We start from the raw sequence: 22,320 nt of genomic DNA, 5'->3' as shown, positions 1-22,320 counted from the left end.
AGTTAAACGGCCTTCTCCCGTGTTTCCGGTTCCTCCGGCTGGTCCACCTGATGTTTTGGCAGAAGGCCCTTTATGTTTTTTGAAACTTCATCCAGGCGATTTTTCTTAACCGTATAAAATACGTATTCAATCAATTCATCTAATCCAGCATTATTGAATAAATAATCTGATTCAATACCGCTAAGTTTCGAAACGATTTCAATCATTTCTTCAAGCGCTAGATCAAAAGCTTCGATCAGATAAGCGGTTAAGTTTGCTTTGGGAGCTGTGATAACTTGAAAAGCTAATCCCGGAAGCATATCAATTGCCGAGAACACTTCTTTCCATAGTGCAGGCGTCAACTTTTTAACGTGCGCCTTTTTATCCCCTAAATAGACCACATCTTTATTAGTTAATAAGTGCTTTAATGCGTTCATTTATTTCACCCGTTTCTTAAGGAATAATAAAAAAGCCCTCCAAGTGGAAGGCTTTCTTCAATTTGATTTTATTAAGGTGTGGTTGGCGCAGCAGGAATTGCTGTAACATCTCCCATTACATACAACAAACCTTTTTGAGATAAGTCTGGATAACCTACATACGTTAAATTCGCAATACGTTCATTTTCAGCATTGTAAGTATATTCAGGATCAGAAATTGGTGAGGCTAAAGGAATTGTAATCCAATCGTTTGGTGTAGCTTCTGGATCAGTTGGCTTCACAATTAATTTACGTGCATTTTTCGTCATATTATGGCCAGCTTGCGAATACACTTTCAACTGCTTCTTTGTCGGATCAGTTGCATCTTCGATGTATTCACTATTAGGTGTAGCCGCCGCAATTCTCTTTAGGTCGTTTAGTGCGAAGGGAATTACCACTTGGCAAGAACGTCCTTTAAAAACAGATTTAACAATCGTGTCACCGTATTGATCTACCGTAACATCGTGCTTTGTCGATGCTGAAGAAAAGACAATACCACCTTTTGTAATGTCGAAAATTGTAGGATCTGCTCCTTCTAATCCATCGTAATATTCTACGATTCCTGGGCCGAGTGGTACATCGATGTATTGATTATTTGCCATTTATATTGCTCCTCTCACATTAGGTTGTAGCTTGAAATTAAAATTCGTCGAGAATGTTGGCCGGTCATGAATGTCTAATCCAATTGGAATTGGATTAGATTGTTGAGCTCGACTGTAGTAAATAGTGTTTCCACCTATCCGGTAGTTTGTTTTCTGGTCCAGACTGTTAATTAACTTTTTCGCCAACGCTTCGGTCTTTTCCATTTCCAATGGGTTTAGTTTGTGACTCTTCCCTTTGACTACTACTTGAAAAGAGGGATATTGAATGGGCAAGTCCGGGTCGCTGCTATAACCACCCGTATTGAAAACAAATAAGGCAGGCAACTGACTTTCATCCACATCTGGAAGGTGATTAGCGTCGGGGAAAACATTGAAATTCAAACTTGTTAAGTATGCAATAAATTCTTTTCCACTCAAATAACACCACCTCCAAATTCCATGGCATTTGCCAACTCCCTCAATACGGTCTGTTCGTTAATTTCTATGGCATGCTGCAAAAACTTCTTACCTGGCATAAAGCCTTTATGCGGCCCTTTACTCATCGTGGCTGGTCCAGGTGTGAAATTTACCACTTGTCCAGATTTTGTTTTACGGAATCCTTCATGTTGCGCCCAAGCATAAGGAGCAACTTCTGGACTTACCGTTACTCCAAAGTCGATGAAAGTGGTGGCTAAAGTTGTTTTCACAGTTCCAATATCAAGTGCTGCTTCTAAATCTCCTGAATCGATAGGCGCCAAACGCCGAGCATCTTGTATGACCTTTTCAGCCAAACGAGTTAAAACTCTATCAAGGTTTTTAAAGAAAGCAATTTCTTCTTGGTTCAGAATATCCGTCATTTCATCAATACCTGAAAGTTCGAAAGAGAATCCGTTATCAGCCATAAACAATCACCTTTTTCACATCATCGGTACCCAATACTTTTTTGATTTCATAATGAAGTGGACGAATGGTGATTTCTTTTCCCATTTGATTTTTATAAAGAAACTGATCAGCTGCACCGATTTTTTGAGCACCTTCTAGATGAATTTCAATATTTGACTGCACTTCTTCACCTTGAGCATTTTTAATGATTTTCTGTTCTTCAATAACTTTAGCTTTTTTACTTTCATCAACGAACCAGCTGACTCTTCCCCAAGCATCAACCGTGGCTTTCTTATGAATGATATCTGCCGGATATCCAAAAAGACTCATAACAAACTACCGCCAAATTGTGGTGGAAGTACTTCGTCTTCTTCTGAAGCAGCAAGTTCAAAGATAGGCACTCCCAAAAGGTCTCGGACATCCGGTGAAACCTTATCTCGTTTGCTGTAATCAATTCTCTCACCCGAGTCTGTAACTGCTTTAACACCCTGCTTCTGGTATTTAAGAGCTGGATCTAGTCCTTGTAACTCCCAGATTGATTGGTAGGCAACAGTTTCATCAGTTAGAGGCTCTTCTGGATACCAACGGACTAAATTCCGCGAAGCTTGGACTACCGCTAAATCTTTCTTAATAGCTTCGTCCCAAGCCTGGGAATCCAGAATATTTAATGCTATCCATACATTCACAGTTTCAACTGTAGGCATTATTAAAACCTACTTTCCGGATTCGTCTTTTTTCGATGCTTTCTTATCTGCTTCGGCTTTTGCTTTTTCCTCTTCTTCAGCTTTAGCGGCTTCTTCAGCGGCTTTTGCCTCAGCTTCGGCTTTCTCTTTTTCTGCCGCTTGCCGCTCACCTTCGAGGCGTGCCTTTTTGTCTGCTTCGGATTCTTTGATTTCCTCAGCAATACCAAGAGAAATTAAACGTTCGCCGTCTTCCTTCTTTACTTTTTTCAATTCATTGCCTGGTTCATGCCATTTGCCATTATGTTTTACATTTGCAGAAACTTTAAGATCCATCTGGACACTTCCTTTCTAAAATAGGTAAGACCCCAAGAAGGGGCCTTCCTTAAATGACTGTAGCAGCTACTACTGAATCGTTTTGACCGAATGCCGGGAACGCAAGGTTTACACCGATTGTTTCCACACGGATCGGATGCTCATTGACTTTGCGGAAAACAAAAATTCCGTTTTCGTCTGTATCAACAGCATCGATTTCATTCATCATTTCTTCAGTAGTTTTCGCCCACAGGTAATCACCAAGAGCGCCATCAGGAAGCAATACAAAACGGTCCTGCGGCATCATACGAACCGACGAGAAGCTAACCTTACCGTTTGATAATGCTTTGTTCTCAGTGCGAGCCTGAGCATCGTAAGCAATTACAAGCGGCAAGCCTTGAGAAACCAACAAAGTCTCCAGCTGCCCTGGGCTCAATTGCGGCGGGTTGGCCGTACCTGACGGATCACCGTGGTAGGCTTTACGCACACTTAGGTTTTGTTGCAAGAAGCCAATGACTTTACGTGAAGCCATTGCTCGTGAAAGGACAATGCCTTTGTCTGCAGCTTCTTCAACCCAGCGACGAATGTCATCAAGCGGCGTGGCATTTACTGTGTCAGACCATAGATCAGTACCGCTAAGTACAGGTTTCTGAGTATCTTCATAGCCAAAGTCAGCTGAGAAGATCACACCGCCTTCTGTGTATGAAACTTTACCAGTTGATATGGCTTGCATCGCAATCCATTCTTTACGAGCTTTGATTGCGTCGACTGCATAAGCTGCATCATCGAGCTGTGTGCGGCGGATTTCAGATAATTCACCTGAACGGAGACCGCTTTGTAATAGCAAACGAACCAATTTCTCATCCATTGCACGACCGCGCTGGATTTTAGGGATTTGAACACGTTGACCGGTCATTCCTTCGCGGCTGCCGTATTCTGTTTGAGTTCCGAGTTCACCAATTTGGGCCATTACCGGCAATCGTGAACCTTCGCGGATGACATCCACAGTCAGTTCAGAAGTTTCGCGGGCCGGGAAGAAAAGATCAGATAGATACGTATTCGGTGTAGCAATATTGCGTGAGTAAGTTAAAAGCTCAGTACTTGAAAGAGCTTGTTCAAGATTCAATAATTCTGGTGGCATTAAAACCATCCTTCCGTTTCATAAATTTGATTTGATTAAGAGAAAGTAATAAGCGGCATTTTCCCGCGAAGTGCATCATCAACAGCAACTGGAATCCGTTCAGTGATGACTTTCGCGACTTCGTATCCACCTACAACATGATCACCATCAGTCACATCTACACTTGCTTTCAAAATGACAGAAGGGCTTTGTGAACCATCTACTCCTGCCGGGTTATATGGAACATACTTACCATTTGCAAGCTTGGCTAAAGGCATGCCTTTCTGGATTGTCTTCTTGCCATCCGTAGCCGTTACTGCACTTGAATCAATTGTGATGCCGTTAATGACTTCGCGAACCACTTCATAGCTCGCTAGGATTTCAGGTTCATCCGATACGATGAATTGTGCTTTTGGGTTTAAATTCATTTAGAGTTCCTCCGTTTCTTAATTGCGTTTCCAAGGATCGTTTGCAGCAGAGACAGAAACCCCACGTGATTGGGCTTCTTTCTTAATTTGTTCCAAGCGTTCTTTTTCAGTCCGCTTCTTCTGGTTGTTTACATCAGCCCCGAAATTATTGCCACCTGTATTCTTGAGCAGATGTGGTTTTTTATCCGCCAATGCTTGTAGTGCAGCTTCGACTCCTACAAGGTCGCCTTTGTCATCTTCTTTAACAGCCGATAGATCCGCTAAGGCAAGCGCATCTTCGTAATCAGCAAATTCGAGTTTATTTGCCACCAATTTAACCTCGGAATTCAGCAAGCGTTTAAAGGTTTTCTCCCTCTCGCCCTTCAACTTCTCTTCAACGATTTCATCAATGTTAGGCTCTCCGGAATCACCCGGCTTTTTGTTCGTATCTGCAGGAGGCTTAATAGCAGCTTGCATTGCTTCGACTGAATCAAAGCCAAGGCTTGTCGCTAAAGCTTTTTGACCCGCTTTTTCTGCTCGACTAAGACGCTTATTGAAATCGTCTTTGGTTTTGAATTCAGCGAATGGCTTGTCTTTACTATCAACGCCATCACCTGAACCTGAGCCGCCGTTGGTCCCATCACCGCCGTCTCCTCCATCACCAGCGCCTGCGCCATCTCCACCGTCACCTGAATCAGCAAAGAATTGCAGGTCTAGCTTCAGTGGTTCGTTAGGATAGAAATCAACATGGTTATCTTTATTTCTAACAAAAAGCCCTTTGATGAATGCGAAGATCATTAACATGTATAGTTTCATAGTTCCTCCTGTTTAAAGCCGTCAGTGTGGCTATAGATTCCATAGCAGCTTTTATTAATGCCATCAGTAGGTTTGGGCATGTGATCTTATTATTGAACTACTTTTTCTTCGGACGGTGCTTTCTGTTCTTTTGCATGGTTTCTTTGAACCACTTTTTATTGTTTTGTGGTTGCAAGAAGTTAGCTCCTGCGTATGAACCTGGATAGAATCCATTTAATTCTGGTACCATATATCACTCACTCCTTCTAACAGAATTAGTGACACGCTAACCCAGCCAGTCCCGTGTCATGCGGTCGCCCCAAACGATGGCTTGCGTTCCCTTGCTATTTAACCGATAGCTCGAAGATGGTGGATCACCAGCCTTTCATGATTTTGACATGCAAGAAAACAAATCCATCACCCCTTTCAAAACTATGGAACCTACTCTTTCGGTTTAGTAATATCAGCCTTAAGTTTTTCCATGGCCTTTTTTATTTCTTTATGCATTTTATCTACTTCATCGACTTTTTCCTTGTACGTGGCTGGAGAACTGTATGCAGCATGTTCTCTTAATTCTTTGCTCAAAATTCGAACTTCCTTTTGAAGGCTTCTAACTTTTTGATCCGTCACATAAGAGGTATACCGCTTTTTGCATTTAGGACAGATGAAGTAGTGCTCAGTTATGTCAATCCCGTGAGTACGTTTTTTCATCTTAATTTCAAATTTCCTTGAGCATTTATCGCATGTGGCTTCCATGTTAACCAGCTCCTTATTAAATCATCGTTCCAAATCTTCTAAAGTCCTCCTGCCAATCACGGAACTTCTGAGTGTTACGCGCTTTGTGGCTGGCGAATGTTTTTAAATCAGGTAAGTCAGGCATTCTCGATTTGTAGCGCATCCATTGTTTACGGGTTTCGTTCTTTCTGGATGTTGTCAGCTGCATCTCTTCATATTTTTTAATATTGGCTTCGCTTCGATTATCGACGAATGGCCGATTTGATGTGATGAGCATTTCAGATACATCCGCTGCCGTTTGATATTCCTCATTCCAGGGATAAGCACTATGAACGCAATGACCATGATAAGGCGGCCGCCTATCCAATCTAGGGAATCGACGGTCATTTCCGCTTATGCTGTAGACCCTGCCTTGATATTGAGCACATATGGAGCAAGTTATCCCGACGCTATTGACGTATAGCAAATCCTGTCCGTTTTCCGTCATACGATTAATGGCGCCATCGACATGAGCTTTGCGTTGAAAATACTGAATCGTCCCCGCCAAATACTTGTCGACAGGAACACGGGCACCGTTTGCAGTTATAATGCCGGTAATGCCCCTTTCTGTAGCTTCAGCGACTGCAAGAGCTGTTGCCTCACGTCGAGTCTGACCTTCAATCAGAGAACGCTGGTTGGCTCTCCGAGTAATCTCTTCAAGCCGTCCCTTCACATCGGCAGTCATATGGTCAGTTGCCTCTAAAATCGTGTAGAACATGTCGTCTGTAATGTTTTGAACTGCTTCTCGATGTATGGCAGTCGAGAAATTCCCTTGTACATTCCGGACGCCTTGCACCTTCAACTCTTCCACTGTTTCGCTTGAACCTAGTTTGTATGCCGCCTCGATAATATCTAAAATTAATTCACTAGATTCACCTTGTGCTTCCGCAACAATTGTTTGTGCCTGCTGCAGTAATTCAAGTTGGCGCCTTTTTGATAGGCCGTCACTAATTGAGTGGATGACTTCTAGGATGTTTTGACTCGATTGCTCATACAAAGCAATAAGAATTGCAATCTTCTTATTCATTGCCCTCACCTATTCTTGTTCTCGGTGGCTGCGTAAATGTAGGATTCATGGAATTGACCACTTGCTCATCCTGAATTTTCCTGATTTCATCAGCAATTGCTTTTTCCGACCAGGTTGGATGAATCTCGCGGACAGTAGCTTCAAGTGATTGAACACCATCAGAGTATTTCTTGGAAGCTTCCTCGCCAGTTTCAGACTGTGCTTTCGGCAGCATATCTCTCCAATCAATGATCGGATCGGCTACCTTAAAACTGGTGTTGCCTAATGAGTTCTCAAGTAATGCACATTTTCGTAATGCATCTTTAATGGCTTCATCAAACTTGTCACGGATAGCTTCTGACTTGATGACTGACTGAATCCATTCATACAAGATTGCTTTTGCTGACATACTGCCAGAAGCCGAACCAAGACCAACAGCAGTAGCAGCAGTTTTAGAAACGGCCATCATATATTCAATCAATCTGGACACATGCTTAAATGATTGTTCGGTCTGCGCGTTCCATGTAATATACATGGGCACTGCTCCGTTCTTTTCGTCATAAGATACAACTTCGATATCAGAATTACGGACAAAGCGGCCGCCATAATCTTTGTTATTTTTGCCAGCTACCGTTTCCCATAATCGACTAGGTATTGCGAGCTTTGGCTTACCATGCTTCTCGAAAACGATTGAATCGCGTGTGATGGTCCAGTTCACTTCTTCCTGGATGACATCCACGTTCCGTAAACCTGAGCGGCCGCGCGGCTGTGATAATGTTTCATCATTTGCTAAGTAGCCACACATCAACTCATTCATGTTCTTAACTTCGAAAGATGCCGGTTCGGTTAATTGATGATCGAGTTTATATTGCTCGTAGTCCTGCTCCTCATCGACCTCGGTACCGTTCATTAAGAAAACATGCTGTGTGAGGTAAAGGTTTCCATTGCTGAGCCTCTGCCGCTCCACTCGAAGATAGCTTTCATCGCCGCGCTCCTCTAACCAAGAAACGTCGGCACCGAGTCCATCTTCGTGTTCGAAGTACATGTCTGCTTCCTTCCACTCAAACCAAACACCTTTAGCTTCAGTGCGTCGAATCCGGTAAGCGACACCGCCATCAACCTGATGTGAAACAATGGCCGCCCACAATTTACTTTTTACCTTCGACGTTTTGACTACAGCTGCAATGAAATCTAGATACGCTTTATCGACTTCTTCATCAGCAGATATATTGCCTAGGGATCTGTTAATCAAGTCAGCTGGCAATTCCGCAATAGAAGAAGCGAGGTTCACAATTACATAATGCTGAGTTGAAGACTTGTCGATCAGCTTCCCTTTGATGCTGTAGCGATTGTTATTCCGCTTTACTGTAAGATTTCTCGCTGCCACTTTTGTTTGATTGCCAATATCCTGGGCACGCGGGAAAATGTCTTCATGATTCCCTTCGTAGAGCTCACGATAATATTGCATTTTTTCGTAGTCATCAGCGAAAGGTTCAGGCGGGAATTTCTTCTTCGTATACACAATGGTCATCGTCTCACCTCCACTTCTCTATTTTTACCAACCACTCGGACGCTCATAAGTCCAAGGCATTTCTTCATCAGATGCAAATGCAAGCGCAACGGCGTCCGCTCTATCGGGAGATTCAAGGCCGCGCTTCTTCATATCCTCTTTCCGCTCCAATGCGATTTTGCCTTTGCTTGTCATCCGATACTTCCGAGTAGTTAATTGCTGGATCAGCTTCTCATCATCAGGAAACTGCACTGTGGGCTCTTTGCCTTGTAAGTATTGGCTTAGGTTCTCCTGTAGCCAGTCACGAACAGTCGCCCATATTTCAGTACCTCTGTTGTCGTAGTGCTCCGAGTCCTCAGCGCGTCTTCCGTTACCTATTGGTTGGATACGGAAGGAGAAAGGAAATACTTCTGTGCGAAGCGCTTCTTCCAATTGATCTGTTACACCTCCACCGACACCATCATCATCCACCTTGACCACTACATCATTAATTAGCGGGTAAAGCCTGTGGTAATGGCGAGCGGTTTCAATAATGCGACCGGATGTTTCCGATGTGCCTTGTTTGTGATACCCCTGCAACTCAAACAACCGGCCACCTATGCGCGGTGCTATGACTGTTTCATCATCACCGTAACGGGCAACGTCAACTCCCAGATGCAATACTCTGCTCTGAGGTTCTACTACGGTTTCAGCAGCTGTCTCAGGTAGTTCAAGGGGAATGAATACATCAGGCTCTGCTTTAGGAAACTCTCCGAATACCCGAATGCGTACTGCATCTGATTCCTTGCCGTACTTCCGGATAAGCCGTTCAATGTTATCTTTGCTCGCCCTTGGGGAATCCCAACTGCTAACCTTATGAGTTTTGTAATCCATCCGATCCTTGTGATGAGAATCGTAGAACACGCCGCTGGTCCGCGTCGGGTTTCCCATCATCAGCAACTTATTTTCTAGCCCCGATAAGGTACCGAGAATTGCTTCCATGATTTTATCCGCTACACCTGAAGCTTCATCAACGACGAAAAGCATGTACTCTTCGTGGAAGCCCTGCATGTTCTCAGGCTTCGTAGCTGTCCGGGCAGTAGCAAACCATCGCTCCTCATTGCCAATCATGTAAACCTTCGTCTTCGTCCATTTGAGGAAGTTCTTCACCAGTGAATTCTCCATCCACTTGGCAACCTCGGCCCAAAGAACATCATTCAATTGCTGACGCGTTGGAGCGGTACAAATGACTTTTGGGTTTGGCCGGCAGCATAAATACCAAAGAATTGCCGCAGCCTCTACCCCTGTTTTACCAACACCTTGACCGGAGCGGACGGAGACGGCTGGGTTATGCGCTAAATCATTTAGTACTTTCTTCTGCCATTCATCCGGATAAAACTCCAGTATGTCTTCAGCAAATGCGACAGGATCATCCCAATAGACTTCAATCAAGTCGACCAGGACGTTATATGGTTTAGTGGTCATTTGCTTCACCACTTCTCATTTGCTTCCTGCGATCAGCCACATCTTTCAATGCAGATACCCAGTCTTTGCTCACACTGCCGTCGTTGTCTCGCTTGATGTTTTCTGCTTCGGCTTGAGCTTTGACGATATCGGCTTTGAGTTTTTCTTCCTGCAGCTTCTGCTTGTCTTTATCAGACAGCAAATCGAAATATTTGGATAGCATTTCGAGGGCTTTCATTTTGTCGGCCAGCTTAACTGATACTCCGTCGCGGCCTTCTTTTACTTCTGTCAGGATTGTTCCGTCGACTTCAACTGATTCATTCAAGTGGACGTAACTGAATGTTTGTTTCTTCACATTTCCGTTAGCATCAATCTTCGGCCTTCCGTTTTCGTCATAAACGACTTCTTCATCTCGACCAAAAACCACAAAGTCGGTAATGTCGGAAAATGCAATATCGATGTATTTCTGCAGGATGTCTTTTACACTCAACTTAATCTCTGAAGTTTGCTCTTCTTTCATTCTGTCTATCTCGGCTGTTATCTTAGGATTTCTCAGATGCCGATGTCCCTCAACCATTGCGGTGGAGTACGCACACTCATAAACCTTCTGATAAGCCTTAGTAGCGTTGAAGTACTTGAGATAATAAAGACAGAACAGTTGTTGTCGATCATTAAGACCATCCGCTTCAATCGTCACTATCTTCTCTGCTTTGGGTTTAGTAACGTTACTTTTCGAATTAGTAACGTTCCCTTTCGAAGGTTCCCATTTATCCTGGCTTTTCCACTTTCGAATCTGTGTGTCCGAGACACCTAATTCCTCAGCAATATCTTTCAGCTTTTTAGAGTCGTTACTCTCTTTCCAAATCTGATAGGCTTCTTCTCTGCGCGGATCTCTTTGTCTGGCCATCTACATCACCTGCCGCCCCCTCTTAAATACATTTCTTTATTCTTCAATCCACTTACGATCAATAAGATTTGGAGAAGCGTAATATCTGACTACTCCGTTTTCTTCGTATTCTTTGAACCCGTATTTTTTCAATCGACGGTAAGCAGACTGTCTTTTGGAGTCTTCAAATCCTACAAACAGCATTTCATTGGTCTTCATCGAATCTCTGAAATCTAAAATGATTTCTGCTGCTCTTTTAATTCCTTCGAGACCGCAACGACCGGTTGATTTTGAGTCGTAAGGATTCTTTGCTGATAAGAACCATTTCTTTGCTTGCTTCCTCGTTTCAGTAATGACGACTCCGACTTGCCAGGAGATAATGTTTTCTCCCATGATGACGGCTTGATTACGCCAGAAGAAAACATTGAGCAATTGCCCATTACTTAATTCCACGCAATAGCGAAATTCAGATTTCTTCCGTTTTACCAAGTCTTTCAAAGGCATTCGCTCCTTCACGCTATGTGCTTCGTGAGTCATCAAAACAATCGCCGGGCACTTAATTTCGCCCGTTATCAGATATGGGGCTGAGAAGGGATTTGCTGTTCGTCCGGCATCCCCTCTTTTTTTCTCCCCTTCATTCGTAAGGCATACGTAAGGGACGCGTAAGGGAACAAAGTAAACAAATATTAAGAGACTCTCGCCTTAACCTTCTTCCTTGCTTGCTGAATATAATATTGGACAGAACCTTTACTGAGCCCTAATTCCTGAGCAATAGTCCCCATGCTGATGCCGCTTGCTTCGTGAAGTATGTAACATTGTCTTTCGCGAAAAGAAAACGAAGCGAAAATATCTGCAAGAATAATCTTTTCCTCAGCCGTCATGTAAAGCTGCTTCGGTCCTTCTTCCAGCTGTTCGGTAATATCCGGAATAATGTCCATCGACTCAAATGAGCGCTTTTGATAAATGCTCTTGATATCGATGCCTTTATAAGTGCCAGGTTGTCTCCCGGTCTCCATCCATTCCATGGAATACGCCATGCTCTCAATCATGCTGTTAATCTGGGTGAGATCCTGCTTATCGAGAAAGTTCTTACGATCTAATTGGTCGCGGCGCCGTTCCAAATCCTTCTTCCCAATTCCATACTCATGCAACAAATCATCAGCCCAGATTTTCATAGCGCTACCCCTCTTTCTAAAATGGCAAATAAAAAAGGACACAAATCGAGAGCGTTTGCTCTTGATTTGCATCCAGTCGGTTCTTCCGTAGTGGATTAATATATGGTTTTTTCGACTTGCTAATTTATCTAATTATACCATATCCAACCGACGAACTATTCTATTTTTCAGTCATTATTTCCAATTTCTTTTTTGTGACCTAAGCGGATTCGATGAGACCTTACAACATCAAGCACAATACCGCGTTTCCAGATGATTTCATCAGTACCGCTTTCCATTGGATTGAGTTTAGTCGCCACTCCATCCTTCACAACATAAGCAGCGTTCTCTCTCAAATCAATTTCAGCAATCATATCCTCGTCTCTAGTTGTCATAATTGACCTCCCTCAAAGTCATAGTCCGAAGACTCCTTGCTCTCTTTTCTTAATCAAACTTCTCTCAGCGTGATCCATAACTAGTAAAACAACTTCCGATGGACGCCGCTTCATCTTCTTGGCCATGTTCTCGACGCTGATGCCTGCCTCCCACATTTCCTTAAAATCCTGCAACTCATTCTCCTCAAAGATAAGGTTCAGCTTCAAGGTGTCGTCTTCGAACAGATAGTAACTCACGGCGATTCCTCCTTCGCCTGTTTATTAAGAAATGAAATCCGTTATCGGTTTTGCAGTTCTATTTGTCCAGTTGATTTCTGTCATGTCATTATTTTTGAAAGGATATGCCATTTTCACTCCTGATGCGTTTGGATCCACATACCCCCAAGAATTTGTGTCCCGATATTTTTTCGGTTTCAGCGTATAGCAGAGTAACCATTCCGACTCCCTATCCCTGACTACATACCGGTACCCTCGACCGTGCAAATCTTTTAAGAGTTTCAAGACTTCTGGGCGGTTGCGGATTTCGGTTATGGACTTCATCCTCTCAGTCATCCTCGTCACCCCAAATGATGTTATATTCTCCCGGATGCAGCTTTTGGAATTCAGCCGTAATCCCTGTCTTCAGTCCGTCCCGATAGCCAGTATTGGCTCCACGTTGATAAGCAATAGCGTTTGTAATACCGAAGAATATGGCTGCGGCCAATCCCCAGAGAATTGCTGTCATAAACTCTCCCCCTCAATATGTGATATGCACAACGACCCTCGGCACCATGCTGTAGAATTTCCGAATGTTCATGCTGATTACCTGGCTGTCATCATGCCAAATCACTTTATTCAAGCCGTCCTTCACACCTTTTATATAATTGTCGACATCCGGCTTTGTGGTCGGAAGTAATATGCCCTTCTCGATTAATTCCAATTTCGGCTTAGTCTGATACTTCTTTGGAATCGATCGGTAAAAATCAACGTTCAAGTGAATCGGACCTTCAATCAATTCCTTCGGCGCATGCTGCGCCGCAACCATTCGAACATATCGCTTGAAGTCCCTCGACTTCGCGGGATCATAGAGAACCGTTTTGCCGGAAAATGACTTTCCGGCACGAGGTCTCCCCTGGGCGACTGGATCGCCCATGATTTCAAATAGTAATTGCATTAACGTTTCACCTTTTCCTGATAAGCTAGTTCTTCATCCATCGTAATTTGGATCCGCAAGAATTCGGCATCGGCTTCTTCCTGTTTCCGTTTGCAAGTCGGACCATAGCCAGCTTCAATACTTTTGAGTGTTTTTAATTTCCGATTGCACCTATTGCACACCATTTCCTTCGCACCTTTACTTTCGAGATTTCACCGGTTCTGTGGCAGCTCTATAAGGATCTATGCCGCGATTAACCCGGGAGTGATAGTTCGGGAGACTGATTCCGTTTTTCTTAGCTAGCTCCCGCATTTTAGCAGCCTCTGTTTGTTCCTGTTCGAGTGGTCCCGACAGCACCTTTCCACATGAACGTAATTCTGCAAATACAGGACATTCCTCACAAATACTTGTCCATGTTTTGTTCTTTGTGGTCGCTTCATCACACTTCCGGCAGTTCTCGCTAAGTAGATCCTCAATTCGAAAAGTAGCGGCCACCCGCGTTCCTTTCGTTAATGTTTTCATGTCACCAGCCCCGAGACACTTTCTTGTTCTTCCAAGACCTGTTCAGCAATTGCTGAGGAAACTGCGGCTACGTGAATCAATTCCTCATACAGGTTGCTGGCATCCGTTTCCTTGCCCCAACCTTTGGCTTTCTGCATAGCCTGTGCCACTTCTCCAACTTCCTCTGTCAGAATCATTAGCCAGTCGCCAAATGTATGGCGCTGATGCCCCCATTTCTCATTCTGACGGTGCCTTTCAGATATCACATCGGCATTAACTTTTAGGATGAGCTCATGGTATTGCGCATTCTGTTTCGCTTTCTCCACTTCTTTACGAAGAAGTTCTTTTTCATCGGTGTCCTTGCAATGTTGTTCCTCTAGCCAAGATTTCTCTTTTTCTAATTTGGCAACTTTTTGACGTAATTGTTCTTCCGAAGTTGAATCTGAAACATCAAACTGTTCGACTACTGGCTCTGAAGCCTTAATTTCATATTTCTTTGTCATGTTCTCAGCTGTTGCCAGGACCTCTGATTTCATGTCCTCGGACATTTCTTCGGTTAACTCTTTCACACGATCCCAACCAGAAGCAGATTCCTTCTTTTCCGCCGGCTTCTTCTCTGCCAGTTTCTCCTGAAGCTTCTTGTTCGGGCTGTATGAATCTGATAGACGTTCCTTCGGTATATCGTTTTCCTTCAGCGGCTTAACTTCATCGTCTTGGATTTTTACAGTTTTAATGGTTCCTGATTTTTTACCGCGAAGACCGTAGTCTTTGCCGATCAAACCGTTTTCGTGTTTCCATTTGTTCAACTGGTTCTGATCCATGTCGTAGTTTTTTGCGATACTGGCATCCGTTCTCCCCTGTTGTTTGAAAAATTCATAGCGGCCGACAGTCAACTCTTTCTTTGTTTCTGCTGCAGTTGTCAAATTACTTCCTCCCTTTTTCACTACCGTTATTTGTGCGTACTATTCATAAATCTTGTAAACTTCCCCTTCATTATTAGGCTTTAATTCGATGACACTGGGAAGTTTGTACAACTGTATGTCGAAAGAGTGGACAAAGAATAGATACGTTTTACGTTCAACAAAATACAAGTTCTTTTTCCTACTTTCTCCATAAGCCAGCGAATCAAAGGTCTGAAAGTGATTCCAATAGTCATATTCAGAAAACATCCTCACACGCATTAAGATACTTTGAAGTTCCCACTTGCTGATGCCTGGAAAATCTTTTGAGAATTTTTCATAAGTTACATCGGAAACTACTAATTCCACTTTTTCACCTCTTCACTTTATGTGCGTACTTTTTTCTAGTTGGAACTATGTTCAAGACAATAGCGTTTTTTAATTCAGAATCGTTTTCGAGTATAAATTTCTCTATTTCGTTTAAATTAGGCTTTCCTGAAAGTTGTAGTTCGATGGAGCCAAAGCCACTTAATCCACTAATTTGACTGAAATTATATGAAACGAAATACCATTTAGATATTCTATTTTTGTAATTTCTATAATGTCGGACGTTCATAGAATCACCCTTCTTTTGTGCGTACTACTTGTTCTCCTCTTCTTCTAAAGCATTCATTTTGTCTAATGCTTCTTCCAATCCGTAAACAAAGCCACGCTCCAATTCCGTTGTCATACCTGTGCTTTTGCCATATTCGATTGTCTTTTTGATTTGCTCTTTGAGATTTTCCCATTTCATATTGACCACTCCTTTTGGTTCAACCTTGCGGTACATTGTCCGCATTATTGTCCTTATTTGTCCGCATTATTAAAACAGTGTGAGCTGTTCAACCTTCTCGAATGCCGTTATTTCTTCAATGCTTTCAATCTCCGGCACTTCGACTAACTCCACAGGCTCTTTTACGCCTATCCCTCTGCCGGCGAATAAGAAGTATCCTGGAGACTTCCAAACACCTCTGGTTTCAAGCGTTAAGGTGTCTCCATGAATAACCTGGATATTTACGCCGAGCAATGACAGCTGAATATATGTCATGTGGACTGCCTTAATATCAATGTCTTGAGCAACTACCCGCATCGCCTGCTGTGGATTATAGCCGCGCTTTTTGATTTCTTCATACAGCGCAATAAGTGTTACCCCGCCGCCGCTTGTCGGCTCGTTGACTGTGACATATCCCTTTTCTTTCATGATGTCATCGAACTTTTCGTCGAGTGTCATTCGGGCCATCATTCTCGCTACGTCAGAAGGAGTGAAGAACTGGCCCTTCCATGAGTTGTAAAGTTCCAGTTCCATGAACAATTGCCCCAGGTAATCATCCGGCTTGTCTTCCAGTGCGACGATCAGCATGGCCCACAACTTAGCGAACAGGTTTGCTTCTTCAGGCTTATACTTGCCGATGATTTGCATATAGCGCGCTTCCCTTTTTTCGTATTGCTGCCGGTCTGCTGAATTTGAAATCGTGATGGCTATCAGTTCAAGGAAGTCTTCAAACAAATGTGAGACTTCATAGTGATAGCGCATCGATTCAAAAATCTTTACCATCGGCTTAATATGATTGGTTAACGTTTTAATAATGATCACCTCGACTTTTCGTCATTACGCTCTTTCTTTAAGCTTTTCAGCAGCTTCAAAAGCCGTGATTTCCTTGTCCAGGTAATGTGCATTGAGCTTGTATGAAATGAATCCGATCACTAAACAAATTCCGATTGCGGTGAAAAATATCCCCATCTTCGTCAGCCCCTTTGTTTAATATCACAAGACCTCAACTAGTAACGCCGGTTCGGTATGGCTCCCTCGTATTCCAACCGGTCCCGTATCTCAATGGCTTCAAGTAGCGTGCATTTCACAATTGACTGGATAGCCGAGACGCCGAAGATCCGGCAGTCTCTTGATGGTGTCCAGTGAGGTATAGCAGCTATGACTTTTTCGTATTTTTCGTTCACTTCGAATCACCCGGAATAGCCTTGAATGATTCGGCTGGGTAGATGCCATTTAGAGACTTATTTCTATAAAATTTCAGTGTTCTCTCTAGCCCTATTAATCTGCCAGGAACATCATACTCTCCGACTTTTATGGGTACATTCAAATCGGTAACAACAATGTCACCATAATGAAAGGCTCCCACTTCATCCCGACCAAGCGTTTTCTTCCAAAAAATCTCTTCTGGTGTAGCAAAACGTGCATTTTTCTTTTGAACACAAGTTGTAATATGACTGCCCCAATATCCGTAAAGGTGTTTTCCATCTTGATTTGTCACTGTAATGACTGGGCAGTTTTTAGAATTAACATCAATTACTTCGCTTCCCAGCTGAAACTTCGGCTGTTCCGGTTCGATTTCATAGCCGATTAATAACGCTCGGGCAAATTGTTCAAGTGTCAAGCGGTTTAGACTTTCATTTCTTTTGTCAGTCCACTTGGTTGTTGCATGATAATTTAATGCAGATTCAACATCAGAACGATTTTCAATCGCATCCGCCTGTTCCTTCGTCAATTTAACTTTCTCCATAATCTTGACCTCCTCGATTGGCCCTTTATATATTTCAGTCATCAATAATTTCCTCCGTACCGCGGCCGCCGCATGTTGGGCAGTCGCTGTTATTGGTAATGTATTCCGGATACTTATTTCCAGAGCCTTTGCAGCCGCTGCACAATCGCCATTGAACAGATGGCATTGGCCGGTCTAACAATCCAGTGGCAAATGCTCTTTCGAGATCCGCTGACGTTACTGCATGCCATCCACCCATTTTAAAAACCTACTTTCTTCGCTATTTGCGCTTCCAGTTTTCCTTTCCATTCAGGAATGCTGATGGTCATATCATCTAAGCGCAATCCCTCTGATATGCGTAGCTCTTCAACTTCACTTTCAAGCCATTTCTGAGCTTCTGTGTAACTGATCATATCGCCTGGCTCCACTCCCTTAAGATGCAGCCAGTAAAAAAGAAAAGGATTCGCTGGATTTCTTTCAAAGAACTCCGGTCTTGCTTCACTGGTTTTTGGATATTCATTTACCGGCTTTACAGGCAAAGGAATAGGAGTGGTTTTAACTAATGGAGCTTCGTCGACCTCGTCCTCTAAATCAAATAAGCTAAGTTGACTCATAAAAGAACCTCCTGATTAATTTGCTACCGGCACTTTGTATCTTGAATTCTCAACGCTCATTTCCGGCAGGTTCGCTCTGACCAATGCATCAGCAAACGGCGGTGGAACACTGTTGCCAACCCGTTTGATTTGTTCCGACTTCGTGCCGGGATGCAGATAATCTTTCGGAAATCCTTGTCCAGCGAACAGTTCATGGGGCTGAAGCATTCTTAATCCGATATCTGTGATCTGGTAGCCGTTCGTCTTGATGGCTGTCAGTGCGAATCGATCTTTGGTAGTGATCGTATGCAGCGGCTCTGACAATCCCTGGGCCGTACTCTGGCCGTAATACTTTGTCAGGAACGCTGTGACCAATCCAAATCGATTACCGCCCGCTGTTATCGTGTGCAAAGGAGAATCCAATGATAGACCGCGAACTTCCTTCTCACTCTGCTCAGTGTAGTAACTAATCAGGAAGGCTGCTTTGTGTACATCAGGGACCATGAAAGGTTCGGGATTCTTCACTACAAATCTTTCGAGCCCTCGCTCAATCCGTTTTAGCGTATTCTTCACCAATGGTGTTTTCCGCTCGAAAATTGATGGTGCTCCTATACTCCAATCAATAATTTCACTGGCTGCTCTCCAAGGCTTCAACTTACCGATATGGACTGCCGGACTTTGTGGATCTCCGTGTGTCGGTTCCGGCCATGTAATCGGCTTACCATCACAGCGAGCAATCATAAAGAATCTTTTCCGAATGGTCGGTGCCCCGTAATCGCACGCTGTCAATGCCCGAAACTCCACTTTATAGCCCAGCGACTCAAGCGCTTTGACAAAGCTGTTAAAGGTGACGCCGCGCATTTCTTTGACAGGTTTGCCGCCTTCAATCGGGCCCCAATCTTTGAACTCTTCCACGTTTTCAAGCATGATTACTCGAGGCTTTACAGCAAGCGCCCATTTCACAGCAATCCATGCAAGACCTCGGATTTCCTGTTTGACCGGCTGTCCGCCCTTCGCTTTTGAATGATGTGTGCAATCCGGGCTGAACCATGCAAGCCCTACTTTGCGACCTCTCACAGCTTCCACTGGATCCACATCCCAAACCGATTCACAATAATGCTCAGTATCCGGATGATTCAGCTTGTGCATCGCAATAGCAGCTGGATCATGGTTGATGGCAATATCGACTGATAAGCCAGTAGCCATTTCAATGCCGGTACTGGCCCCACCACCGCCGGCAAAATTGTCTACAATGATTTCTCTGAACATATCCAGTTGCATCACTCAATCCCCTTTTTGCGTTGAAATAACGAAAGCATTCAGCTCTGTGTAAGTTATGCCTTGCTTTTCTTCCTCTGATGTCCACTGGATAAAAGCGGTTCGGAAACCACAGTGGTATTTCACAGCACGAGCTGCAACAAGATCCGCGAGACGTTTTAGGAAGACAGGTTTGTTTTTTACAGTCATCATTTTTCCTCCTTCAATTGTTTTCCATTGCATAAGGTTTCAATGATCAAGTTAAAAGAAAATATTGACAATGAGATTTTCAAAAAAATTAGAAGGGAAGATTTGGGTCCTCGTCCTCTTCTAAATCATCTAGATCCGCAAACATTACTGTGTTGAATTCTTTGCCTGGGAACTCTTCAAATTCGACAGTTGAAGTTGAACGTCCAACATAAATTTCTTTAACGGTAAGGACTTGATGTTCTTTGATAATGCTTTTTGCGAGTTCCAATTCGTTAGTCCGTCCATTAGCCCCCAAGAAGAATACAGACCTTCCGGCCGGACTCTCTTCTGTACGGAAGCGTTTGTTGAATGCGTAAGTATCGATTCCGCCTATTAATGACATGGTTTTCATTTGGCACCCTCTTTCAGATATGGCAGTTTATTAAGCTGATCCCTCAGTTCCTTCAAGTTTTCAAGATTAGTGAATTGGATTTCGGAGTCAATCTTTTGGAAATGAATTAGTTTCTGACGGTAAGATTCCGGTATTCTCCTGTCGTGAAAAAGGTTATTTGCTACGAAATGTTTTACGCTTGTTCCGTACTTATGCTTATAGCGTTTTGAGATTAAAATCCATGCTCCGCCGAATCCTAAGAAAGCGCTTTTCGGATCACAAACAAGTGGCCGCCCGTGATCTTTGTGATAAATAGCTTCTGGAGTAACGAAAGTTTCAAGGCCGTTATAAGTCAACTCCTCTTCCGACCGCAGCCATGTTTCAAAAAAGTTCTCACATGGCTCGCAAATGAATTCTCCATGTTTTTCATATTGCGCAATTATGAGTTCTCGAGTGTTATCTCCGCGTCCTACACCGCATGCCACGCAACAGTTGTGAAACAAAGGTTCTTTAATTTCAATCATGCTGCAACCTCCCCGCCTATATGCATTTGAAAAGCCAGAAGAGCAACTTCACGGTCTGGATGAATCTCTTTCAAAAGATTTTCGAAACGCTTTTCAATGGCTTCGTCTTTACATCCAGTTGCTTGCCAGCTGCCAGCAGTCATCAGTAACAGGTTTAGAATGTATTCACGGTATTGTTCTGGTGTTTTATTCACCTGACTTCCTCCTATCCTCTGAGTAAGTGATCAAATTTTGATAAACGCTCTTTTGCTACGACACGGCGGTAACTGGTAGCTTTGTTTTCAATAGATTGTGAGATTTCTAAAATTCGATCATATGATCGCTTGCCTAACTGTCCTGCCAATTCTTTTGGTTCCATGTTTGATGTGGCCATGATCGGCTTATTTCGACGGTATCGGTTATCAATAATCAGGAATACAATTTCCTGAACCCAATCGCTTGTCTTTTCTGCGCCGATGTCATCGATAATCAAGAGGTCACAGGTGTTTAAGGCTTTCAGAATCTGCTGTTCGTTTTCGTTATGCCCTTTATTAAAAGTATTTTTGATTTTCTTCAACAGATCCGGCATGGATACGAAAACCACTACTTTTCCTTGTTTACGTAAATGATTATGAACAGAAGCTGCCAAGTGTGATTTACCATTACCAGGTATGCCCCACAGCAAGATGGACTCTAATCCGAATTCGTTAAAGTTTTCTGCATAGTATCGTGAAATCTTCTCCGCATTTTCGGCACCCGGGCGAGATTCAAAGTTATCGAAGTTAGCATTTTCAAACCGGTCACCCAAGTCACTGATCGAAAATAACTCCCGGACTTCTCTTTCGCGCTGCGCATTCTTATAAATTTCAAGTTCGGCTTTTTGAAGATCCGCTTCACATTTACAGACTGGCTGCACCCATCGGTTTCGACCTAAGACTTCGATTTCCATAGCCGGTACAAACTCTCCACAATGCGGGCATTCTTTGCCTTCAGAGTGAGAGTCCGTCATATTCTTCGTTATCAGGTCCTGAACTATGTTTCGGAGTGGTTCCATTCGAGTTCCCTCGCTTCCGTCTTTCAAATTCTTTATCTGCAGCTACAACATCAGACATCGTTTTGACTCGCTGATCACGCCAGCTTCGTAAGATTTCGTCAGTAAAGTTCATTTTGTTTCGGGCATTCGCTTCAACAGAACGCTTTAAGGCTTCACAAACCAGTTCTTCAGAAGATTCATCAATCATGATGGATAATCGATTTCCGATATGAGGAACTAAGGGTGAAATATTTTCTTCATAGAAGCGAAATGCCATTCCGGGAGAATCAGCAGCAACAACTTTTTCTTGTTCTGTTTCTTCTTGTTGTTGTTGATCTTTATTATTATCCTTATCATTATCTTTCTCTTTATCTTTACGGCTGAGTATCTCGGGACTATCCATAGACCTTGTATACTGTATCGATACCTTATCTGACTTCACTTTATTTGCAGTTTTTAAATATGCTTGTGCAAAAGGTTGATGTTTCACTTCGTTCAGTTCCAATTGAACTCTGGCGACGACTTTAGGACTGTTATTCCAGTTGTATTTGGCCCAGTTGATAATATAGATTTCTTTCGTTGGTTCGTGGTACCTGATTTTGTCATATTCGATGAAGCGACTTAACAGCTTTTCGACGGTCTCTCGGTTGTATCCGGTTTCTGTTTCTATGATCCGCTTAGGCAATTCGTAGATACCTATCTGCGAAGATTTGCTGTTGGTCATAAGGTAAATGTAGAAGTATTTCTCTTCTGGTGTTAATTCCAAAACAAAAGCATCAGTCCAAAAACTCACCTGCACTTGCCGATACTTGCTCATTCCATTCCACTCCTCATACTTGCTATAAAAACTGAAGAGAGAGCCCTCACTCTCCCTTTTCATTT

At 43.2% G+C, this 22,320-nt stretch carries 40 protein-coding genes; all 40 read right to left on the bottom strand.

The window, feature by feature from the left end:
• Window positions 1-2: 2 nt before the first annotated feature.
• Window positions 3-416 (bottom strand): hypothetical protein, encoded by a 414-nt coding sequence (locus CXF70_RS11665; RefSeq protein WP_101802819.1) that lies wholly within the window; start codon window positions 414-416, stop codon window positions 3-5.
• A gap of 71 nt (window positions 417-487) precedes the next feature.
• Entirely contained in the window at window positions 488-1,057 is a 570-nt protein-coding gene (locus tag CXF70_RS11660) for a hypothetical protein (RefSeq protein ID WP_101802818.1), read from the bottom strand.
• Window positions 1,058-1,474 (bottom strand): minor capsid protein, encoded by a 417-nt coding sequence (locus CXF70_RS11655; RefSeq protein WP_101802817.1) that lies wholly within the window; start codon window positions 1,472-1,474, stop codon window positions 1,058-1,060.
• Window positions 1,471-1,938 (bottom strand): hypothetical protein, encoded by a 468-nt coding sequence (locus CXF70_RS11650; RefSeq protein WP_101802816.1) that lies wholly within the window; start codon window positions 1,936-1,938, stop codon window positions 1,471-1,473. The genes CXF70_RS11655 and CXF70_RS11650 overlap by 4 nt, the downstream gene beginning before the upstream one ends.
• On the bottom strand, window positions 1,931-2,248 hold the full coding sequence (locus tag CXF70_RS11645) for a hypothetical protein (protein WP_101802815.1): 318 nt from the start codon (window positions 2,246-2,248) through the stop codon (window positions 1,931-1,933). Before CXF70_RS11645 ends, CXF70_RS11650 begins: the two co-directional genes overlap by 8 nt.
• Complete coding sequence (locus CXF70_RS11640) at window positions 2,245-2,622, bottom strand: hypothetical protein (RefSeq protein WP_101802814.1); 378 nt, start codon at window positions 2,620-2,622, stop codon at window positions 2,245-2,247. Before CXF70_RS11640 ends, CXF70_RS11645 begins: the two co-directional genes overlap by 4 nt.
• A 9-nt stretch (window positions 2,623-2,631) precedes the next feature.
• Window positions 2,632-2,934 (bottom strand): DUF7210 family protein, encoded by a 303-nt coding sequence (locus CXF70_RS11635; RefSeq protein WP_101802813.1) that lies wholly within the window; start codon window positions 2,932-2,934, stop codon window positions 2,632-2,634.
• A gap of 49 nt (window positions 2,935-2,983) precedes the next feature.
• Window positions 2,984-4,054 carry a major capsid protein gene (locus CXF70_RS11630; protein WP_233208626.1) on the bottom strand — a complete coding sequence of 357 codons (1,071 nt, stop codon included), beginning with the start codon at window positions 4,052-4,054 and terminating at the stop codon, window positions 2,984-2,986.
• A gap of 35 nt (window positions 4,055-4,089) precedes the next feature.
• Window positions 4,090-4,461 (bottom strand): head decoration protein, encoded by a 372-nt coding sequence (locus tag CXF70_RS11625; protein WP_101802811.1) that lies wholly within the window; start codon window positions 4,459-4,461, stop codon window positions 4,090-4,092.
• An 18-nt stretch (window positions 4,462-4,479) separates the two neighbouring features.
• Entirely contained in the window at window positions 4,480-5,256 is a 777-nt protein-coding gene (locus CXF70_RS11620; protein ID WP_233208625.1) for a scaffolding protein, read from the bottom strand.
• A gap of 97 nt (window positions 5,257-5,353) precedes the next feature.
• Window positions 5,354-5,485, bottom strand: a complete 132-nt coding sequence (locus tag CXF70_RS18535) for a hypothetical protein (protein ID WP_255400088.1) — start codon at window positions 5,483-5,485, stop codon at window positions 5,354-5,356.
• Window positions 5,486-5,676: 191 nt separating this feature from the next.
• Window positions 5,677-5,991, bottom strand: a complete 315-nt coding sequence (locus CXF70_RS11615) for a transglycosylase (RefSeq protein WP_101802810.1) — start codon at window positions 5,989-5,991, stop codon at window positions 5,677-5,679.
• A gap of 16 nt (window positions 5,992-6,007) precedes the next feature.
• Window positions 6,008-7,036, bottom strand: coding sequence for a phage minor capsid protein (locus CXF70_RS11610; RefSeq protein WP_101802809.1), 1,029 nt, complete (start codon window positions 7,034-7,036; stop codon window positions 6,008-6,010).
• Entirely contained in the window at window positions 7,029-8,546 is a 1,518-nt protein-coding gene (locus CXF70_RS11605; RefSeq protein ID WP_101802808.1) for a phage portal protein, read from the bottom strand. The genes CXF70_RS11610 and CXF70_RS11605 overlap by 8 nt, the downstream gene beginning before the upstream one ends.
• A 24-nt stretch (window positions 8,547-8,570) precedes the next feature.
• Window positions 8,571-9,989, bottom strand: a complete 1,419-nt coding sequence (locus CXF70_RS11600; RefSeq protein WP_101802807.1) for a DEAD/DEAH box helicase family protein — start codon at window positions 9,987-9,989, stop codon at window positions 8,571-8,573.
• On the bottom strand, window positions 9,979-10,875 hold the full coding sequence (locus CXF70_RS11595; RefSeq protein ID WP_101802806.1) for a terminase small subunit: 897 nt from the start codon (window positions 10,873-10,875) through the stop codon (window positions 9,979-9,981). The genes CXF70_RS11600 and CXF70_RS11595 overlap by 11 nt, the downstream gene beginning before the upstream one ends.
• A gap of 36 nt (window positions 10,876-10,911) precedes the next feature.
• Window positions 10,912-11,352: a hypothetical protein gene (locus tag CXF70_RS11590; RefSeq protein ID WP_101802805.1), complete on the bottom strand. Its 441-nt coding sequence runs from the start codon at window positions 11,350-11,352 to the stop codon at window positions 10,912-10,914.
• Window positions 11,353-11,540: 188 nt separating this feature from the next.
• On the bottom strand, window positions 11,541-12,029 hold the full coding sequence (locus CXF70_RS11585; protein WP_101802804.1) for a sigma factor-like helix-turn-helix DNA-binding protein: 489 nt from the start codon (window positions 12,027-12,029) through the stop codon (window positions 11,541-11,543).
• Window positions 12,030-12,196: 167 nt separating this feature from the next.
• The gene (locus CXF70_RS11580; RefSeq protein WP_233208624.1) at window positions 12,197-12,403 is read right to left on the bottom strand and encodes a DUF3954 domain-containing protein; all 207 of its coding nucleotides are present in this window, start codon (window positions 12,401-12,403) and stop codon (window positions 12,197-12,199) included.
• Window positions 12,404-12,421: 18 nt separating this feature from the next.
• On the bottom strand, window positions 12,422-12,640 hold the full coding sequence (locus CXF70_RS11575; RefSeq protein ID WP_233208623.1) for a hypothetical protein: 219 nt from the start codon (window positions 12,638-12,640) through the stop codon (window positions 12,422-12,424).
• A gap of 307 nt (window positions 12,641-12,947) precedes the next feature.
• The gene (locus CXF70_RS11565; RefSeq protein WP_101802802.1) at window positions 12,948-13,127 is read right to left on the bottom strand and encodes a hypothetical protein; all 180 of its coding nucleotides are present in this window, start codon (window positions 13,125-13,127) and stop codon (window positions 12,948-12,950) included.
• 12 nt (window positions 13,128-13,139) lie between these two features.
• Complete coding sequence (locus CXF70_RS11560) at window positions 13,140-13,556, bottom strand: RusA family crossover junction endodeoxyribonuclease (RefSeq protein WP_101802801.1); 417 nt, start codon at window positions 13,554-13,556, stop codon at window positions 13,140-13,142.
• Window positions 13,556-13,720: a DUF6011 domain-containing protein gene (locus CXF70_RS18380; RefSeq protein ID WP_199172827.1), complete on the bottom strand. Its 165-nt coding sequence runs from the start codon at window positions 13,718-13,720 to the stop codon at window positions 13,556-13,558. Before CXF70_RS18380 ends, CXF70_RS11560 begins: the two co-directional genes overlap by 1 nt.
• Before the next feature lie 13 nt (window positions 13,721-13,733).
• Window positions 13,734-14,057 (bottom strand): hypothetical protein, encoded by a 324-nt coding sequence (locus CXF70_RS11555; RefSeq protein WP_101802800.1) that lies wholly within the window; start codon window positions 14,055-14,057, stop codon window positions 13,734-13,736.
• The gene (locus CXF70_RS18465; RefSeq protein ID WP_233208622.1) at window positions 14,054-14,959 is read right to left on the bottom strand and encodes a MazG-like family protein; all 906 of its coding nucleotides are present in this window, start codon (window positions 14,957-14,959) and stop codon (window positions 14,054-14,056) included. Before CXF70_RS18465 ends, CXF70_RS11555 begins: the two co-directional genes overlap by 4 nt.
• A 39-nt stretch (window positions 14,960-14,998) precedes the next feature.
• Complete coding sequence (locus CXF70_RS11545; protein WP_101802799.1) at window positions 14,999-15,304, bottom strand: hypothetical protein; 306 nt, start codon at window positions 15,302-15,304, stop codon at window positions 14,999-15,001.
• Between the two features lie 271 nt (window positions 15,305-15,575).
• Window positions 15,576-15,728 (bottom strand): hypothetical protein, encoded by a 153-nt coding sequence (locus CXF70_RS18215; protein ID WP_158241194.1) that lies wholly within the window; start codon window positions 15,726-15,728, stop codon window positions 15,576-15,578.
• A 69-nt stretch (window positions 15,729-15,797) separates the two neighbouring features.
• Window positions 15,798-16,568, bottom strand: a complete 771-nt coding sequence (locus tag CXF70_RS11535) for an N-6 DNA methylase (protein WP_101802797.1) — start codon at window positions 16,566-16,568, stop codon at window positions 15,798-15,800.
• Window positions 16,569-16,583: 15 nt separating this feature from the next.
• Window positions 16,584-16,715, bottom strand: coding sequence for a hypothetical protein (locus tag CXF70_RS18530; RefSeq protein ID WP_255400086.1), 132 nt, complete (start codon window positions 16,713-16,715; stop codon window positions 16,584-16,586).
• A gap of 38 nt (window positions 16,716-16,753) precedes the next feature.
• Window positions 16,754-16,930, bottom strand: a complete 177-nt coding sequence (locus CXF70_RS18210) for a hypothetical protein (protein ID WP_158241193.1) — start codon at window positions 16,928-16,930, stop codon at window positions 16,754-16,756.
• Window positions 16,927-17,493 carry a hypothetical protein gene (locus tag CXF70_RS11530; protein WP_145990725.1) on the bottom strand — a complete coding sequence of 189 codons (567 nt, stop codon included), beginning with the start codon at window positions 17,491-17,493 and terminating at the stop codon, window positions 16,927-16,929. The genes CXF70_RS18210 and CXF70_RS11530 overlap by 4 nt, the downstream gene beginning before the upstream one ends.
• 34 nt (window positions 17,494-17,527) lie before the next feature.
• On the bottom strand, window positions 17,528-17,731 hold the full coding sequence (locus CXF70_RS11525) for a hypothetical protein (RefSeq protein WP_101802795.1): 204 nt from the start codon (window positions 17,729-17,731) through the stop codon (window positions 17,528-17,530).
• Between the two features lies 1 nt (window position 17,732).
• Entirely contained in the window at window positions 17,733-18,086 is a 354-nt protein-coding gene (locus CXF70_RS11520) for a hypothetical protein (protein WP_101802794.1), read from the bottom strand.
• 15 nt (window positions 18,087-18,101) lie between these two features.
• A complete protein-coding gene (locus CXF70_RS11515) occupies window positions 18,102-19,346 on the bottom strand; it encodes a DNA cytosine methyltransferase (RefSeq protein WP_101802793.1) in 1,245 nt (414 codons plus the stop codon).
• A gap of 3 nt (window positions 19,347-19,349) precedes the next feature.
• Window positions 19,350-19,532, bottom strand: a complete 183-nt coding sequence (locus CXF70_RS11510; protein WP_101802792.1) for a hypothetical protein — start codon at window positions 19,530-19,532, stop codon at window positions 19,350-19,352.
• Between the two features lie 88 nt (window positions 19,533-19,620).
• The gene (locus CXF70_RS11505) at window positions 19,621-19,923 is read right to left on the bottom strand and encodes a hypothetical protein (RefSeq protein ID WP_199172826.1); all 303 of its coding nucleotides are present in this window, start codon (window positions 19,921-19,923) and stop codon (window positions 19,621-19,623) included.
• Window positions 19,920-20,426, bottom strand: a complete 507-nt coding sequence (locus tag CXF70_RS11500; RefSeq protein ID WP_101802791.1) for a hypothetical protein — start codon at window positions 20,424-20,426, stop codon at window positions 19,920-19,922. The genes CXF70_RS11505 and CXF70_RS11500 overlap by 4 nt, the downstream gene beginning before the upstream one ends.
• On the bottom strand, window positions 20,423-20,620 hold the full coding sequence (locus CXF70_RS11495; RefSeq protein WP_101802790.1) for a hypothetical protein: 198 nt from the start codon (window positions 20,618-20,620) through the stop codon (window positions 20,423-20,425). Before CXF70_RS11495 ends, CXF70_RS11500 begins: the two co-directional genes overlap by 4 nt.
• Before the next feature lie 11 nt (window positions 20,621-20,631).
• Window positions 20,632-21,414 (bottom strand): ATP-binding protein, encoded by a 783-nt coding sequence (locus CXF70_RS11490; protein ID WP_101802789.1) that lies wholly within the window; start codon window positions 21,412-21,414, stop codon window positions 20,632-20,634.
• Window positions 21,395-22,255, bottom strand: a complete 861-nt coding sequence (locus CXF70_RS11485; RefSeq protein WP_101802788.1) for a DnaD domain-containing protein — start codon at window positions 22,253-22,255, stop codon at window positions 21,395-21,397. Before CXF70_RS11485 ends, CXF70_RS11490 begins: the two co-directional genes overlap by 20 nt.
• Between the last annotated feature and the right edge of the window lie 65 nt (window positions 22,256-22,320).

The organism is Planomicrobium sp. MB-3u-38, assembly GCF_002836425.1.
Classification (GTDB): domain Bacteria; phylum Bacillota; class Bacilli; order Bacillales_A; family Planococcaceae; genus Planococcus; species Planococcus okeanokoites.
The sequence above is the reverse complement of the archived record's forward strand: the minus strand, read 5'-3'. Positions and strand labels throughout refer to the sequence as shown.